Annotated in this window: 9 protein-coding genes and 1 pseudogene; 7 read left to right on the forward strand and 3 right to left on the reverse strand. The window is 59.9% G+C overall.

The annotated features are described in order from the left end of the window. Positions 1-5,235 (forward strand): annotated as a pseudogene (locus FBY01_RS31260) (LapA family giant adhesin); the annotation flags it as partial. 148 nt (positions 5,236-5,383) lie between these two features. Beyond that, on the forward strand, positions 5,384-5,722 hold the full coding sequence (locus tag FBY01_RS31265; protein ID WP_010464933.1) for a hypothetical protein: 339 nt from the start codon (positions 5,384-5,386) through the stop codon (positions 5,720-5,722). A 137-nt stretch (positions 5,723-5,859) separates the two neighbouring features. On the opposite strand, the gene lapD is transcribed toward FBY01_RS31265, so the two are convergent. Next, positions 5,860-7,806 (reverse strand): cyclic di-GMP receptor LapD, encoded by a 1,947-nt coding sequence (gene lapD, locus FBY01_RS31270; protein ID WP_077750429.1) that lies wholly within the window; start codon positions 7,804-7,806, stop codon positions 5,860-5,862. A gap of 14 nt (positions 7,807-7,820) precedes the next feature. Next, positions 7,821-8,513 (reverse strand): cysteine protease LapG, encoded by a 693-nt coding sequence (lapG, locus tag FBY01_RS31275; RefSeq protein WP_010464935.1) that lies wholly within the window; start codon positions 8,511-8,513, stop codon positions 7,821-7,823. Between the two features lie 220 nt (positions 8,514-8,733). Between lapG and FBY01_RS31280 the strand changes: the two genes are divergently transcribed. The 5 genes from FBY01_RS31280 to FBY01_RS31300 all read left to right on the forward strand — a co-directional run bounded on the left by FBY01_RS31280 (position 8,734) and on the right by FBY01_RS31300 (position 15,763). Then, on the forward strand, positions 8,734-9,444 hold the full coding sequence (locus tag FBY01_RS31280; RefSeq protein WP_145311090.1) for a GntR family transcriptional regulator: 711 nt from the start codon (positions 8,734-8,736) through the stop codon (positions 9,442-9,444). A 697-nt stretch (positions 9,445-10,141) separates the two neighbouring features. Next, the gene (locus tag FBY01_RS31285) at positions 10,142-10,918 is read left to right on the forward strand and encodes a DUF3050 domain-containing protein (RefSeq protein WP_077750431.1); all 777 of its coding nucleotides are present in this window, start codon (positions 10,142-10,144) and stop codon (positions 10,916-10,918) included. Then, positions 10,915-11,844, forward strand: a complete 930-nt coding sequence (locus FBY01_RS31290) for a diiron oxygenase (RefSeq protein WP_083375329.1) — start codon at positions 10,915-10,917, stop codon at positions 11,842-11,844. Before FBY01_RS31285 ends, FBY01_RS31290 begins: the two co-directional genes overlap by 4 nt. A gap of 13 nt (positions 11,845-11,857) precedes the next feature. Further along, positions 11,858-15,268 (forward strand): non-ribosomal peptide synthetase, encoded by a 3,411-nt coding sequence (locus tag FBY01_RS31295; protein WP_145311092.1) that lies wholly within the window; start codon positions 11,858-11,860, stop codon positions 15,266-15,268. A 27-nt stretch (positions 15,269-15,295) separates the two neighbouring features. Further along, positions 15,296-15,763 carry an SRPBCC family protein gene (locus FBY01_RS31300; protein WP_145311094.1) on the forward strand — a complete coding sequence of 156 codons (468 nt, stop codon included), beginning with the start codon at positions 15,296-15,298 and terminating at the stop codon, positions 15,761-15,763. 126 nt (positions 15,764-15,889) lie between these two features. Here FBY01_RS31300 and FBY01_RS31305 read toward each other — a convergent pair whose 3' ends face one another. Next, positions 15,890-17,770 carry a methyl-accepting chemotaxis protein gene (locus FBY01_RS31305; RefSeq protein WP_145311096.1) on the reverse strand — a complete coding sequence of 627 codons (1,881 nt, stop codon included), beginning with the start codon at positions 17,768-17,770 and terminating at the stop codon, positions 15,890-15,892. Positions 17,771-18,191: the final 421 nt, after the last annotated feature.

Below are 18,191 nucleotides of genomic sequence, written 5' to 3' on the forward strand. Positions count from 1 at the left end.
GACTCGGCCGACACCACCACGCTTAGCCTGACAGCAACCGATTCGGTCGCTGAAGGCGGTTCGATCGTCTACACCGCCAACCTGACCAACGCGGCCGGCACGCCGGTCACCGTCACCCTGAGCAACGGCGCGGTGATCACCATTGCAGCCGGCGCCACCAGCGGCTCCGTGACCGTCAAGGCACCGGCCGATGACGTTTACAAAGACGCCGGTAAAGTCGAAGCGACCATCAAGGACGCCACTGGCGGCAACTTCGAAAATCTGGTGAAAGACCCGGCGGCAGCGGTCACTGATGTGACCGACACCGTCGACACCTCGACCGTCAGCCTGACCGCGACTTCGTCCGTGGCCGAAGGCGGCACCGTGGTGTACACCGCGTCCGTCACCGCGCCAGTGACCGGTTCGCCGGTTGTCGTGAGCTTGTCCAACGGCCAGACCATCACCATTCCGGTCGGTTCGAGCAGCGCCAGCGTGAACTACGTTGCGCCAAACGATGCCCTGGCGGGCGGCGGCTCCCTGAGCGTCAAGATCGACGACGCCAAAGGCGGCAACTACGAGAAGCTGGACGTCGACGGCAAGTCGGCCGACACCTCGGTCACCGACTCGGCGGACACCACCACACTCAGCCTGACAGCAACCGATTCGGTCGCTGAAGGCGGTTCGATCGTCTACACCGCGAACCTGACCAACGCGGCTGGCACACCAGTCACCGTAAACCTGTCGAACGGCGCGGTGATCACCATCGCCGCCGGCGCCACCAGCGGTGCCGTGACCGTCAAGGCTCCGGCCGATGACGTCTACAAGGATGCCGGCAAGGTCGAAGTCACCATCAAGGACGCCACTGGCGGCAACTTTGAGAACCTGGTTAAAGACCCGGCCGCAGCGGTGACCAGCGTCACTGACACGATCGACACTTCGACCGTCAGCCTGACCGCGACTTCTTCTGTGGCCGAAGGCGGCATCGTGGTTTACACCGCGTCCGTCACCGCGCCAGTGACCGGTTCCCCGGTTGTCGTGACCCTCTCCAACAACCAGACCATCACCATTCCGGTCGGCGCGAGCAGCGCCAGTGTGAACTTCATCGCACCGAACGATGCCTTGGCCGGTGGCGGCTCCCTGAGCGTCAAAATCGACGACGCCAAGGGCGGCAATTACGAGAAGCTCGACGTCGATGGCAAGTCGGCGGACACCTCGGTCACCGACTCGGCGGACACCACCACGCTTAGCCTGACAGCAACCGACTCGGTCGCTGAAGGCGGTTCGATCGTCTACACAGCGAACCTGACCCATGCCGCCGGCACTCCGGTCACCGTGACATTGAGCAACGGCGCAGTGATCACCATCGCCGCCAACGCCACCAGCGGCTCCGTGACCGTCAAGGCTCCGGCCGATGACGTCTACAAAGACGCGGGCACGGTCCAGGCGACCATCAGCAACGCCACCGGTGGTAATTTCGAGAACCTGGTCAAAAGCCCGGCGGCGGCCGTCACCAACGTCACCGACACCCTCGACCGGACCGAAGTCAGCATCACCGGCAGCACCTCGGTGACTGAGGGCCAGACCGCCAGTTACACCGTCAGCCTGACGAGCCCGGCGCAGACCGAAGTCACCCTGAAGATCACCTACAGCGGCACCGCCGCCGACGGTTCGGACTTCACCGGCGTGTACACCGTGAAAATTCCGGCGGGCGCCAGCACGGCGAATTTCAATGTCGCGACCTTGGACAACAGGATCACCGAGGGCACCGAGAACTTCGTGGTCAAGATCGACTCGGCCACCGGCGGCAACTTCGAGAACCTGGCGATCAGCGCGTCCAACGGCAGCATCAGCACTTCGATCATCGACAACGATGCGCCGCCCGTGCTCGACCTGGACGCCAACAACTCCAGCGGCGCCACTGGGGCCAACTACAACGTGACCTTCACCGAAGGCACCACGGGCCAAGGTGTATCGATCGGCGACACCGACCTGAAAATCACCGACCCGGACAGCACCCTGCTGACCGGCGCGACCATCGTGCTGACCAACCGTCAACCGGGCGACGCGCTGAACCTGGGCAACAGCGTCAACGGCATCTCCATCAATGCCAACAGCAAGGACGGCACCGTCACGCTGACGTTGTCCGGCAATGCGACGCTGGCCGATTACATGCGGCAGATCAAGAACATCAGTTTCACCAACAGCAGTGAAGACCCGAGCACCGTGCCGCGGATCATCACCGTGACGGTGACCGATGGCAGCAACTACTCCAACACTGCGACCACCACCGTCAACGTCGTGGCAGTGAACGATGCGCCAACCGCCGCGCCGGTTAACCTCACCGGCACTGAGGACACCCCGCTGATCCTCGGCTGGTCGACCTTCGGCGTCAGCGACGTCGACAGTCCGGCCGCCAGCCTCGGCGTAAAAATCACCGGCCTGCCGGGCGAAGGCAAATTGCAGTACCTGAACGGTTCGACCTGGACCGACGTGACGACCAATCAGACCCTGTCCAAGGCTGACATCGACGCGGGTAAAGTGCGCTTCCTGCCGGATGCCAACGAGTCCGGCGCCAATGGCTACGGCGGCACCGGCGTCGGCAACAATCTGGCGGACTACGCACAGATCAAGTTCCAGCCTACTGACGGCACGACGTTGGGCAACATCGGCACGATCAAGATCGACATCACGCCGGTGGCTGACGCGCCGTCCTTGAGCGTGGCGGACAACAGTGTCAAATCCACCGGGCTGATCAAGGAAGTCTGGACCGGCCTGTCGGGCCTCGGCACTGATGGCAGCGGCGCGGCGTCGAACACGCTGAAGTCGGTGATCGATGCGGCCGGCAAACCGAACAGCAGCACTACCGTGACCAACGTGCAGTCCGACGGCAGCGTGACCGCTGGCACCGCATCAAAAACGTCCGGCCTGATCTACCTTGAAGCCGGCAAGACTTACAGCTTCAGCGGCACCGGCGATGACAGCCTGCTCGTGACCATCGGCGGCAAAAACGTGGCCAGCGCGCTCTGGGGCGCGGGCGGCAACCTGAGCGGTTCGTTCACCCCGACCGCCAGCGGCTACTACACCCTGGATATCTACCACCACAACCAGAGCGGCCCGGGCAGCTACGACGTCAACCTGTCGGTCAACGGCGGCGCGGCGGTCGACCTGAGCAGCGCTGGTGTGCCGCTGTACACCGGCGTGGCAGATCTGGCCGCTTCCGGCGTGACGGTTTCCGACCTGCACGGCACCAACGGCGAAGGCTACTACGACGGCTACAAGCTCAACGAAGCGGCCGAAGGCACCAGCGTTCACCTGTCTGCGATCAAAACTGCGCTCACGGATACCGACGGCTCCGAAAGCCTGGTCGTGAAGATCAGCGGCATCCCGGCGGGCTCCGTGCTCACCGATGGCGCCGGCCACACCTTCACCGCCAGCACCTCGTCGGGTGAGGCCAACGTCACCGGCTGGAACCTCGGCTCCCTGACCGTGACCCCGCCGCCGTACTACAACGGCCAGTTCAACCTGACCGTGACCTCGACCTCCACCGAAGTTCTCGGCGGCTCTGCGGCCAGCACCGCGACAATCCAGGTCACGGTTTACCCGGCGGTCTACAACGCCGTTACAGCCACGGCGGCCGATGACACCATCACCGGCACCGACGGCAACGACATCATGGTCGCCGACATCGGCGGGCTGACTGTGGTGCCGGGCACCAACTACAACATCGCCTTCATGGTCGACAGTTCGGGCAGCATGAGCGCCTCGTCGATCAGCGCCGCCAAGGACTCGCTGACCTCGGTATTCAACACCCTCAAACAGAGCATGGGTGGTAATTCCGGGACGGTGAACATCTTCCTTGCGGACTTCGATAACCAGGTCAATAAGTCTGTCTCGGTGAACCTGAACGATCCGAATGCACTGATCCTGCTAAAAGCGGTGCTGGATTCCATGTCGTCGGGCGGCGGCACCAACTACGAAGACGTATTCAAAACCACGGCGAACTGGTTCCAGAGTGCCGACGCCATGGCCAACACCGGGGCGAAAAACCTCACGTATTTCATCACCGATGGCAAGCCGACCTACTACCAGAGCGGTGAGCAGACCAACCCGACCCTGTTCGGCAACGTGAAGCTCGATGATGTGGTCACCACCACCAATTACAAGTTGGGGCAGACCTACTCCGGTTATCTGGACAGCACTCACTACCTGAGCATCGATAACTCCGGCACCGTCACGCTGCAGACGTACAAGAACTCGTGGGGCGGTTACTGGAGCAGTTCCGAACTGGGCACCATTCGCGCTGAGGGCAACGGCACATACGAGCTGTCCTATCGCGACGGCAACGGCAGCAGCACTGGCTCTAGCGCCATCGACAACTCGACCAACGGTTTCGCGCTGCTGGACAAGGTGTCGACGGTTGAAGCCATCGGCCTGAACAAAGACGTCACCCTCAGCGACCTCAAGCCATACGACTCGGACAAGACGCCGCAAACCAACATTGATCCGAAAGACCTGGCCAACTCGATCATCGGTCACACCGAAGCGACCATGCCGGGTGCCGACACGGTCAATGGCGGCAATGGTAACGACATCCTGTTCGGCGACCTGGTGAGCTTCAACGGCATCGCCGGCGAGGGTTACCAGGCGATGCAGGCGTTCGTCTCCAAAGAAACCGGTGTGGACGTCAGCAAAGTCACCACCAGCAACGTGCACCAGTTCATCACCGAGCACTACAGCGCATTCGACGTGTCCGGCGCCCATGACGGCAACGACACGCTGTTGGGCGGTTCGGGCAATGACATTATCTTCGGTCAGGGCGGCAACGACCTGCTCGACGGCGGCAAGGGCAATGACATTCTGCTCGGCGGCTCGGGTAACGATTCGCTGATGGGCGGTCAGGGTAACGACATCCTGATTGGCGGTTCGGGTGCCGACACCTTCGTCTGGAAGGCTGGCGACACCGGCAACGACGTGATCAAGGACTTCAAGGCCAGCGAAGGTGACCGCATCGACCTGCGCGATCTGCTGCAAGGCGAAACCGGCAGCACCATCGACAACTTCCTGAAAATCAGCACCGTGGATGGCGTGTCGTCGCTGCAAGTCAGCTCCGGCGGCAAGTTCAACTCAGGCGATGCCGCGGCCGCAACGCCGGATGTGACGATCAAACTGGAAGGCAATAACTGGTCCAGCGCCAACCTGAACTCGTTGATTGCCGGCAGTGACCCAACCATCAAAGTCGATCACAACAACAGCTGATCCCACGAAAAACGGCCGCCCTTATGGGGCGGCCGTCACGTTTGTGCCCATCCCCCCGGTGACGATTTCGTCGCCGCACCGCATACTCGTGCCCAGTTGGCCTATGCTGCTGACAGCATGACGCTGGTTCATTTCTGAGGGATGCTCAATGTTCTACGTGCAACGAGATGCGCAAGGTCAGTTAGTGCGCGTGGAAGCCGCGGCCTACGCCGAAGCCACGGAAACGCTGCCTGCCGACAACCATGAAATCCAGGCTTGGTACGCCAACGAAGCTGTGGAAAAAAGCCTCAAGCAGCTAAAGACGAGCGACCAGGAAATGATCCGGGTACTCGACGACTTGATCCAGGTACTGACCAGAAAAGGCGTTATCCGCGTCACCGACCTGCCGGCCGCCGCCCAGGCCAAGCTGATGGACCGGACCCAGGCGCGTGAGGCGTTGGGTGGTTTGAGTCACTTGATTGATGATGATGAGACAGGGTTGATTTAAACCTCAGCCTTCGATGTTGGCTGTGCTGACGCCTTCGCGGGCAAGCCTCGCTCCTACAAGGTCGTGCGTTGGCGTAAACCTGTAGGAGCGAGGCTTGCCCGCGAAGACGGACTCCCAGACGACCAAATCCTAAAGCTTCACTGCCAAGGCTTCGGCTCACCAAACAACTGCCCCTGAACCCCATACAACCCCATCTCCCGAATCACCGACAACTCCCCTTCGGTCTCCACCCGCTCGGCGATCAACGGCAAATCAATACTATGTGCCGCTCGCTGGATCGCTTCGATAAACAGGCGCTTGTCGCTTTCCTGATCAATCGCGCGGATGTAACTGCCGTCGATCTTCAGGTACGCCAACCCCAGCCGCGCCAGGTTGCCGATCATGCTGAAGCGCCCGCCAAACCGTTGCAGGCTCAACGAGAACCCAAGCTCACGCAGGCGCCGTGTCAGTTCTTCCAGCATCGCTTGCTCGGGCAGTTGTTCCTCGCCGATTTCCAGGGTCAGCCGCGGTCCGAGATCGGAGTGGGCACGCAAAATCTCGAAGACTTTATTCAGCGCCTGCGGATCGGCCAACGTCGCCGAAGACAGGTTCAGCGCCAGCGATTCTTCATGCTCGGCCATCTGCTCAAGCACCAACTCCAACATCAGCCGATCCAGGCGCGCGGTCCAGCCAAAGCGCTCCAGCCACGGCAGGAAGCGTCCAGCGGGAATGGTCTGGCCCTCGTCGTCGATCAACCGCGACAGCACCTTGTAATGCAGCACCACTTGCGTGTCCTGGCTGGCCACCACCGGTTGGAAATACAACTGAAACCGCTGCTGATTCAGCGCCTGGTCCAGCAATGTATGCCAGGCGTGATGGTCATCCCCGACGCTGGTCGAGGCGCTGTGATCGAGGCATGCCCAGCTCTGTTCGCCCTGGCCTTCAGCCTGAGCCAGCGCCTGGTCGCCCAAACCCAACACCGCTTGGGGCGAGTCGCCATGAACAAACGGCGCCAGACCGATCGACGCGACCGAGGCCACATCCGTGGCACCGGTCGCATGCAGGCTGGCCAAGGCGCTGTCCAGATTCTGCGCCAGTTGCAGCGCTTCTTCGCGCACCAGCCCCGGCGCCAGCACGGCAAACTCACCGCCACGGATCCGGGTGACGAGGTTCTGTGTTTCCGGGTACTTGGCGCACTCGCGGGACAGTTGCTCGCCCACGGCCTGCAATAATTGGTCGGTGCGCTGACCGCCCAGACGCTGGTTCAATCCGGCCAGATCCTTGACCCGCAACAGCAGCAGATAACCCGAACTCGCCTGCTCCGGATTGCTCACCCGGGCGTTCAACTGCATCTCGAAATAACGACGGTTGGCCAGGCCCGTGAGGTTGTCCTGGTAGGACTCGACCCGCAGTTTTTCACTGCGCTCGGCCTGTTCCTGAAACAGCGCCTTGAGCTTCTCGACCATCTGATTCATGGCCTGCACCACTCGGCGCAGTTCCGGTGTGCGCGGCAGTTCCGGCAGGCTGAGGAATTCGCGGCGAGCAATGGCGTGGGATTGCTTGACCATGTAATCCAGCGGCTTCAGTTGTCGACGCAGCAACAGCGCGCCCAATACCGCGCTCACCGCACCGCAGATCAGCAACCAGCCGAGGCTGCCCAACGCGCTCTGCCAAAGCTTGGCCAAGGCGAACATCGGATGGCTGACCACCTCGACCCGCGCCGCCTGTTCCCAGCCACGGCTGACCAGCGCATCGCCGCCGGCCGGTTCCAGGCCGATCATTTTGACGAACCAGTCCGGCACGTTGTTCACCGCTGGAATGCCGCTGCGCTCGACGATGGTCTGGTCAGTCTTGAGGTCGACCACGCGGATGCTCGCGTAATAGCCGCTGTCGAAGATCGAACTGACCAGCAACTCGACCATCGCCGGGTCGTCGATGTTCGGCGTCAGGGACAGCGCCAATGCCGTCGCAGCGTCCTGGGCGTGGGAGCGCAACTGGTTGACGTACTGGGTCCGAGAGCTTTCCAGGCTGACCATGAAGCTGCCGGTGAAGGCGACCACCAGGAACAGACAGATAGCGATCAACAGCTGTTTGAACAAAGACATCTGAGCGCGTGCTCCTAGTTAGTCGTCTCGACCGGAAAACCTTCGGCCTGCATTTTCTTCAACACGTCCTGCCAGCGAGACAGGCGTTTGGTATCTCCGACCTTTTTGTTGCCCTTGGCGCCCGGCAACCACAACCCTTCGGCATTGAAAGAGTAGACCGGCAGCAAGTCGGTTCGTTGGCTGGCCGGTTTTATTGCATCGATCAGGCTGTCGAGCACCAGCGGCATGGCCTCGGGGCTCGAATAGTAAGTCAGCACCATGTGCGCCCGGTTCAGGCGCAACGCCTTGACGTAGGTAATGCGCAGCTTGTCACTGGAAACGCCGAGATGGCGCAGGCTGAAGTACTTGGCGATCGCATAGTCTTCGCAGTCGCCGGCGCCCTTCCACAGGGCTTCGATGGGTGTTTCCCAATAATCGACCTCATGCCAAAGGTCGATGTCCTCAACGTAACGCACCTGCTTGTTGAAAAACTGGTTGACCACATTGAGCTGTTCCAGCTCGCTGGCCTGCTTCTGCGTGGCCAGCAGATGCTGCCAGGCATCGATGCGCGGCTTCCCGTCACCCAATGGCCCATACAAGGCCTGCGCCTTGCGGCTGATCAGCGAAAAATCCCAATCGGCATGCAGCCCGCCCAGCATGGCGCCAGCCAGCAGCAACGCGCAGCACAGCCAGCGCAAAGTCCGAGGGATCGCGAAACGTACCGCCAATGCGAGGCATCCAGGTCAGGCAGGTGAAATTCGGTTGATGGTGCAGGTTAGCCCGTTAAAAGACAATGGCACGGTGCAATCACTGGCAACGCGCTAGACTTTGAATGGTAGGTGACATGAAACGTCGCGGGCTGCGGTCTTTTGTCCGTTTGACAAGCTGCATGGCAGTCACTAGTGTCCATTTGGATCCAAATATTTCAGCCAATCAGGGTGCGTAGTTGTGACACAGAAGCCCAACCCCCTCAGCAGTATCAAGGTCAACGGGCCGATTCCCGCTCACTTGGCACGCTCGGTGATCGAAGAAACCCTGCGATCGGCCATTCTAGACGGGCGCATTCCCTGCGGCACCGCGTTGCGCCAGCAAGATTTGGCTGACCTGTTCGGCGTCAGCCGCATGCCGGTGCGTGAAGCCTTGCGCCAACTTGAAGCCCAGGCGCTGCTCAACGTTATCGCCCATAAAGGCGCGGTGGTTGCACCGCTGGTCCAGGGCGATGCCGTCGAAACGTATGCATTACGGATTCTGTTGGAATCAGAGGCGCTGCGTTTGTCGATTCCCTTGTTGGAAAAGGAAGACGTCGAGCGGGCAGCCAAGCATATCGACGACCTGGAAATGGAGCACGATTACAGCGAAATCGGCCGCCTCAATCGGCTCTTCCACATGGCGCTTTATTGCAAGGCCCCTAACCAGCGGCTATTGCGGCTGGTCGAGGACGGGTTGAACGAAGAAGAGCGCTTTCTGCGCTTTAATCTGGAAGCCATGGGCTTGGGCAAGTTGTCCCAGGAAGACCACCGAGCGCTGTTGCTGGCCGCCGAAGACCGCAACGTCGAGCGTGCGGTCAAGCTGCTCGAGCATCACCTCAATCGCGGTGTCGAGGTCATCACGCGCTACCTCAACAGCCCCGAAGCGCTTAACAAGAAAACCCCCAGGTAACTCCCGGCGCCAAGCCTGGGCGCGCAGTTCGAACTGCGCGCCGCGCTTGCTGTGAATAATCTACTTACACATCCCCGCTTCAGCCACCGCACGCCCCCACCCCAAGCCTGCCTTCGATTCGCCTCCCTCAGGTTCCATCAATACGCGAGCAAAGATGACGGCCGGGCGATAGCGGCGGCCGTGATTTACGCTCAATCTTGGGCTGCCAACGAATAATGAACGGGCGACGCGCCGCCATGGCGGCACAGTCCTCGCACCAAGAACCTACGGAAGGAGTCTTGTCACGGGAAAGGAAGCACCGGCGTCAATCCCAGCCAACTTCCACCCCCTTGAAGCATTCAACGGAACAACTTTGAAAGTTGCTTTGAGTGAGGCATTCACTCTTCATTTGAATTTTGACGATACTTCGCCGAAAGGAGCAACTACGCCCAAATAAAACTGATACTTATAGTTTTATTAGAACTTGTCGCGTTCAAGAAAGTTAAACTTTCAAATAATATAAAAATAACTTGCCCGATACTTTATTCGTGTATTAGTTTTTCTCCGCCGCCAGCAAATCCGGCACCCAAACGACTGTATCGCACTTAATGAGATCAATTTAGTTGAGGCATTCGCTCGCCAACAAAAACGTTAGACGACCGTCACTTATTGATCACAACACCCTTAACGGCATTTCAGATCACTTATAGGCTCGCTCATGAAAACGAATAAAGACCGACTCAACCAGAAGAAAGCAGAACTTAGTGCACACCCGATCTTTTCTGAAATACATTCGCTGTCGGTACTTCAACGGTTCATGGAAACCCATGTCTTTGCGGTGTGGGATTTCATGTCGCTGACCAAACGCCTGCAACAGGAACTGACCTGCGTCCAACTGCCCTGGTTGCCGCCGCGAGATCCGCAGGCCGCGCGTCTTATCAATGAGATTGTGCTGGGTGAAGAGTCCGATGATCGCCCGGCCCAAGGTCATTACAGTCATTTCGAGTTGTACCTGGATGCGATGCGCGAAGTCGGTGCCAGCACGGCGGCCGTGGAACGCTTCGTGGCGTTGCAACAAGAAGGCGTGAGTTACGACGTGGCGCTGCAAAGCGTTGATGTCGATCCGGCGGCTGCGCAGTTTGTACGGCACACCTTGCACACCGCGCTGCATGCGCCGGGACACAGCGTTGCCGCAGCGTTTTTGCACGGTCGTGAGAGCGTTATTCCGCAGATGTTCCAACGGATTCTCGACGACTGGGGCATCGGCATCGAGCAGGCGCCCACCTTCCGCTACTACTTGGAGCGGCACATCGAAGTCGACTCCGAGGACCACGGCCCCGCCGCTGAAAAACTTCTCGCCCGGCTGGTCGACGGCGATCCGCAACGCGAAGCAGACGTCTACGCCAGCGCCATTGCCGCCGTGGAAAGTCGCATTGCATTGTGGGACGGCCTGCGCCTGAGCATGAGCGAACCGGTTGCGGAGGTGAACGCATGAACGCCGCCGACTACCAATCCTTCGCCGACGCCTGGGAAAGTCGCGCGACCATCCGCACCCGCCCCCGGCGTGTGCTGGAGAACGACGGCAAGCTGATCTATCCGTTGAGCCGCCAACCGTTGGTGCTGAGCGAGACCTTCCTGCGCGAATGCCCGGAACAACGGGACTTCGCGCTGGTGCAGACGCTCTACAAATTCATCAACGACGTGGTGATTTTCGAAACCGAGATCGTCGACAAGACCGCCCGCAGCATCGCCAAAAATCGCTTCGCCGTGGCGTTCCCGTTTGCCTGTCGCTATGACGCCATGACTGTGGTGGTGGACGAGGATTACCACGCGCTGGTGGCCATGGACTTCATGCAGCAGACCGTCGCCATGACCGGCATTACGCCAATCCAGCTGCCGGATGAAATCGAGCTGAGCCGGGCGATCCCGGCGGCCGTGGCCCTCGCACCAGAGCATCTGCGCAGCGCGGTAGAACTGATCTGCGTGGCCATCGCCGAGAACACCGTAACCGGCGATGTCGCGGCGTTCGCCAAGGACGACACGGTCAAGCAGTCGATCAAGGGCCTGATGGCCGATCACTTGCTCGACGAGGGCCGCCACTCCGGGTTCTGGTCGCGGATGGTGCGCATTTACTGGCACACCGCGAGCGAAGACGACCGCCAGCTCATCGCGCAAATCCTGCCAGTGTTCATCGGGCATTACCTGACCAACGACATCCAGAAGTCCTTCGATTTCCGCTTGATCGAAGCCTTGCAGATCAGCGACGCGGCACGCCAGGCACTCAAGAACGAGATCTCGGGGCTGGCCTTCCCGATCAATCGTCATCACCCGCTGGTCGCCAACATCGTGCGGTTTTTCCGCAGCAGTTCGCTGCTGGATTCGCCGTGCGTGCAAGACACCCTCAGCGACTACCTGGTTTAACGAGGAGAACATCATGAGACGTCTCGACATTTTGCTCATTGGGCAAAGCCAGGCCTTGACCGACCTGGCGCTGGAACTTGAACAACAGGGTCATTCGCTGCTGCGGCTCGAGGTGTTCGAGGAGGCGCCGTCGTTTGATCTGCTGATTGACGACGCCAGCCAGGCGGTTTCAGTCCCGAGTGATGCGCCGCATCTGACACTGCAACTGGGAATTGGCGTGCCAAACGTCACCGGTCTACCGCCGATTGACCTGCTGTGCATGCAAGGATCAACGCTGTTCACGCGCGTGCCGATTGCCGGTGAACCTAGCGGAAACGGCCAGGCCTTGCGCCTGCGAGCGGTGGCGGAACTGGTGGATCACGTCTCACTGCTGGTCAGTCGATTCTCCCGGGACGCCGAGTATTTTCTCTGCGCTGAACCGGCTGCGGCAGCCCATTTTGAACAGGTGGACAATCTGCTGTTTTTAGAACGCCTGGCGTTCGTTCATCAACTCAACAACACCGCTCAACCGTGGCTGCAAGAACTCGCCCGGATCCCGATGATCGAGCGTCTGCAGCAACGCTTCATCGAGTCCGCCGAACGACCTGCGCTGAACATCGACGGCACATCGCTGAGTTATCGGCAATTACACGCCCAGAGCCGTGCGATCCAGCAACGCTTGCTGCCGTTGCTCGCACAGCATCAAGGCCCGTTGGTGGTGGGGATCTGCCTGCCGAAATGCAGTGCGTTGTATGCAGGGATCCTGGCGATTCTGGGCAGCGGCGCGGTGTACTTACCGCTGGAGCCGAGCCATCCACTGCAACGTCAGCAGTACATCCTTTCGAATGCAGGAGCGGTGTTGTTGCTGCATGACGGCCAGCATCCCCTCGCCGATGAAATGCCGGGGCTGGACATCAGTCGCATCGACTTCGCTGACGTCGCCCTCGGTCAACCCTTGATGCGCCAGCGCCCCGCTCTCGACGCGCCCTGCATGGCGCTCTATACCTCGGGCACCACCGGGCATCCCAAAGGCGTGCTACTCAGCCAGGCTAATCTCGCGCACTTCACCGCGTGGTATGCCGACTATGTGCAGCTGACCGAACACAGTCGGGCCTTGCAGTTTTCGTCGTTGAGTTTCGACTCGTCGCTGATCGATATTTTCCCGACCCTGCTTCAGGGCGCCGAACTGATCGTGCCGAACGACGACCAGCGTCGCGATCCGTTGCAACTGGTCGAGCTGATTCGCCATCAACGCCTCAGCCATGCATTTTTACCGCCAGCACTGTTGAGCATTCTGCCGCTGGATCAGCTGCAGGTCCTGGATCATGTAATGACCGGCGGCGATGTCTGCGAACCCTACGTTATCGAGCAGCTCACCCGTCAGGGCAATCTCTACAACCTCTATGGCCCGACCGAAGCCACGGTGCTGATTACCGCGCGCCAACTGCGCGCTGGCGACAGCAACCGCACCCTCGGGTCGCCGATTGCCAACAGCCAGGTGCTGATTCTCGATGAGGCTTTTCAGCCGGTGGCCGAGCAGGTCGTCGGTGAGTTGTACATTGTCGGGCCGGGGGTGTGCCTGGGTTATCTGAACAACCCGCAGCAGACTGCCGAACGTTACCTGGACATGAACTTGCCAGACGGCCAGCGCCTGCGCGCCTACCGTACCGGCGATATGGCGAAATGGACCGGCGACGGTATCGAGCTGTGTGGACGGCGGGACAATCAGGTGAAAATCCGCGGCTTTCGCGTCGAGCCGGAAGAGATCGAACGCTGCCTGCGCGACAGTCAGTTGTACCGCCAGGTGGCGGTGGTTATCGACAGCCAACGGCGGATTCTGGCGTTCCTCGCACAACCTCAAGAGAACCAAACGGGCGCCGCGCGCGAAGCCTTGAAGGCTCATGCGATGCAGTTTTTGCCGGACTACATGCAACCCATCGCCTGGACTGAATTGCCGAGCATGCCGTTCGCCAGTAACGGCAAAGTCGACCGTAAAGCGCTGCTGGCGATGCCGGTGAATGTTGCCGAAAACACGACACGGCGCTTGCCCGCGAGCGCCGATGAAGCGCTGTTGCTGGAGATCTGGGCTGAGCTGCTGGAGTTGCCGGCCAGCGATATTTCGACCGACGAAAGTTTCTTCAATCTGGGCGGCCACTCGATTCTGTTGTCACGGATGTTGCTGCGATTGCGTGAAGAATTCGGCCGCAGCATCTCGATCAATCGCTTCATTGAATTGCCGACTATTGCGAAGCTGGCGACGTTGGTGCGCGGCTCCGGCACCGAGGAAGTCCTAAGCGCGCAAGCACTGGCGGATGCCTTTCGCGAGCTGGATATTCAGCCGCTGCCCATCAGCCGCATGGGCGATGTGCACAAGGTGATCGTCACCGGCGCAAACAGTTTTGTCGGTGTGCACATCGTCGAAGCGTTGCTGGCGTGGGGCGTCACTGAAGTGGCCTGCCTGGTGCGCGATGGCGGTGGGCAATCGGCGGCTGAGCGCTTCGCTCATGCGTTGCGGGAAAACCGACTGGAGCACCTGGACCTGAGTCGGGTGCAGGTTTACGCGGCAGACATCACTCGCCCGGCGTTGGGGCTTGATGCGCACGTTTACGAGCGCCTCGATCGAGAGTTCGGCGCGCTGGTGCACAACGCCGCCAACGTCAATCACGTGCTCGATTACGAGTCGCTGGCGCGGGACAACGTCGAGCCGATTTTCGAATGCCTGCGGCTGTGCGAGGGGCGCAGCAAGAAGATCTTCAATTTTGTCTCCACGCTGTCGGCGTCCAGCACGATTGCCGACGATGGCCGAGTGCTGGAATTACCCGCAGCGCAGACGCCGCCGATCTACATCAAAAACGGCTACAACCTGTCCAAGTGGGTCGGCGAACGGATCCTCGAACGAGCGCGTGAACGTGGGGTGCGGGTCAATCTTTATCGCCCCGGCAACATCAGCTTCAACAGCCTCTCCGGCGTCTGTCAGCCGCACAAAAACCGCTTGATGCTGATGCTCAAGGGCTCGATCCAGCTCGGCCAGGTGCCGGAGTTTTCGCTGAATTTCGACCTGATGCCGGTGGACTTTCTCGCTCGCTTCATTGGCTTCCATGCCAGCCGTTATTCGTCTGAAAAAGCGGTGTTCAACCTGCACAACCCCGAGCCCCTGAGTTGGGACGATTACGTCGCGTCATTCCGTGACGCGGGGCGGGAGTTCTCCATGGTCAGCGTCGCCGACTGGCAACAGCAACTGGGTCGGGTCGACAGCGACAACGCGCTGTTCGGCGTACTCGGTTTCTACCTCAACGGCTTCGAGGAAGACATCGGCGACATCTCGATGATCGGCCACGACAACGCCCAGGCCGGCGTTCGGCAGATGGGCGCGCACTACCCGGAAAAATCACCCGCACTGCTGCGTCGCGGTTGCGACTACCTCAAAGAAATCAATTTCATCTGATTCATTCAAACCCAATGGAGCAAGACCATGAACAATCTGCAACCCGATACCCTGATCAAAAACCCGCAAGGCTGCCATGTCGTGTCCTCGGTGGAGGTGCCGGCGGATGCCGCGCGGGTCTGGGCGGTGGTCGGCAACTTTGCCGGCTTCGATCAGTTCATTCCGGCGCTGTCGCACATCGAGATGACGGGCGAAGGCGTGTCGTCGCTGCGCAAGAAATTTTTCAAGGACGGCAACCTGGTGGTCGAGCAACTCAATTCCCGGGATGACCAGGCGTTGAACATCACGTGGACGACCATTTACAACACACTGGGCGTGGCCAATTTGTGGGCGGCAATGAGTGTTGAACCGCTGGGTGCGAACACGTCACGGGCGACCTGGACCATCATTGCCGAACCGGCGCAGGGAGGTGCCGAGGCGTTGCCGGGGTTCAAGGATTTCGTGCAGGGGTTTGCGGATGACGCGATGAATAATGTGTTGAAGCTGTTTGTGTAGAGCTTTGGTTCAGCGGTGACTTTTCTACCGCTATCGCGGGCAAGCCTCGCTTCTACAAGGTTTTCCATGCCCTGTAGGAGCGAGGCTTGTCCGCGAAGAACGATAACGCAGTAGAACTGACCCGAATCAGATCTTGAAGCTATCGACCAGTTGCTTCAACCGGTTCGCCTGCAACGACAACGCATCACAATCCTTCAACGTTTCATTGAGGTTCGCCACGCTCTGCTGGTTCAACAAGTTGATCTGGTTGACGTCGACATTGAGGGTTTCCACTACCGCCGTCTGCTCTTCGGTCGCCGCGGCCACCGACTGGTTCATGCCGTCGATTTCGCCGATGCGCTGCGTCACGCTGACCAATCGCAGGCCCGCCTGATTCGCCACTTCGACACTCTCTTCACTGGAGACCTGACTGGCATTCATGGTCGTCACTGCTTCGCGAGAACCGATCTGCAGCGAGGTGATCATCTTGTGGATCTCTTCCGCCGACTCCTGCGTGCGATGCGCCAGGTTGCGCACTTCGTCCGCCACGACCGCAAAACCACGACCGGCTTCACCGGCACGCGCCGCTTCGATGGCGGCGTTGAGCGCCAGCAAGTTGGTCTGCTGGGAGATGCCTTTGATCACATCCAGAATGTGCCCGATGTTGTCAGTGCTGGCGTTCAGGGTTTCGATCTGGGTGCAGGACAGGCTGATTTTCTGCGACAACTCGGTCATGGCCAGGATGGTTTTCTCTACTACCTGACGACCATCATCCGCCTGCTCGCTTGCACCGCTTGCATGCTGCGAAGCATCGGCAGCATTGCGGGCGATTTCCTGGGTGGCGGCACCCAATTGGTTGATGGCGGCAGCCACGCTGTTGGTGCGCGCGCTTTGTTCGTCGGAGCCGATGATCGAGGCGTTGGACGATGCCATTACGCGCTGCGACAAATCGTGGACCTGGCGGGTCGCCGAGGACACTTCGGAAATCGATGCGTGAATCCGCTCCACGAACTGGTTGAACGAACCACCCAACTCGCCGAACTCATCTTTGCTTTCCACGGCCAGACGACGGGTCAGGTCGCCCTCGCCCTGGGCGATGTCCTGCATCGCGCGGCCCATGGTGGTCAGCGGACGCATCAGCACGTTGATCAGCAGGCTCAACAGCACGGCAATCACACTGACGGCGATGAACATTGCAATCAACGCCGAAGTGCGGAATTGACTCAGTGGTGCGTAGGCCTTGTCCTTGTCGATCGACAGACCGATGTACCACTCGGCATTCGGCAAACCGCTCACCGGGGTGAACGAGAGGATGCGGTCCTGCTTGTTCAGGGTGACGTCCTGATTGCCCTTGTCGATGCGCACGCCAGAGTTTGGATAAATGTCCTTCAGGTTTTTCATCACCTGGTCTTTGTCCGGGCTGACGATCACCTGACCGTCGGCACTGACCAGGAACGCGTGGCCGATGCCACCGAAGTCCACCGAGTTGATGATCTTTACCAGGGTCTCCAGGCTCAGATCACCGCCGACCACGCCGAGCAATTCACCGTTCTTTTTCACCGGCATGGCGATGGTCACCACCAACCCACCGACGGCGGCCATGTACGGCGGCGTCAGCATGGTCTTATCGGCAGCCACGGCTTGTTTGTACCAGGGACGCTGACGCGGATCGTAACCGTCCGGCATCTTCGCGTCAGGGCGTTGGGTGAACACGCCGTTGGCCTGGCCGACGTAAGTGAACTGGAAGTTCGAGGTGAAGGCCGGTTGATCAACCAGTCCGGGAAGGTCCGCATTGGCGCCTTGATGAGCGACGTTCTGGGCGAGGTTTTCCAGCACCAGCACACGGCCGCTCATCCAGTTCTGCACGCTGCTGGCGGTCAGATCGCCAGCTTGCTGGACGGAGGACTCGAGGTTTTGCCGGATCGTGTTTCGCTGCAGATAGTCGTTGTACAAAGTGAACAACGCAAAAGCCAGCACCACGACGCCAGAGGCGGCCAGAAGGATTTTATGGCTGAACTTGAGATTCATTTCATGGGACTTCTTATGCAAAAAGTGGGGATGCGTTCCAGGTGCAACATTCCATGTAACAGCGCAGGCGGCATTCTTCGGTCGCGCTACTTTGGTGCACGCATGTCTCACTAGTCTTTCGGCACTAGTCGGAGAAATCTTAGGGGTTTGTATGAAATGACCGACATTCCCGCCGAACGGCGCTCTAGAGCCGTTGGAGCTCGATGCGCTTATTGGACATCAACACTGGGCAAGGGTGTGGCGCAGAAGTGGCATGACTCGCGGGGGATAATGACCTGACGTTTTTAGGAGCCAAAACGACAAAACCCCTGTCTGCGTTAGCAGACAGGGGTTTCGGAATTTAATCTTGACGATGACCTACTCTCACATGGGGAAACCCCACACTACCATCGGCGATGCATCGTTTCACTGCTGAGTTCGG

Source organism: Pseudomonas sp. SJZ077 (assembly GCF_007993905.1).
Taxonomy (GTDB): domain Bacteria; phylum Pseudomonadota; class Gammaproteobacteria; order Pseudomonadales; family Pseudomonadaceae; genus Aquipseudomonas; species Aquipseudomonas mandelii.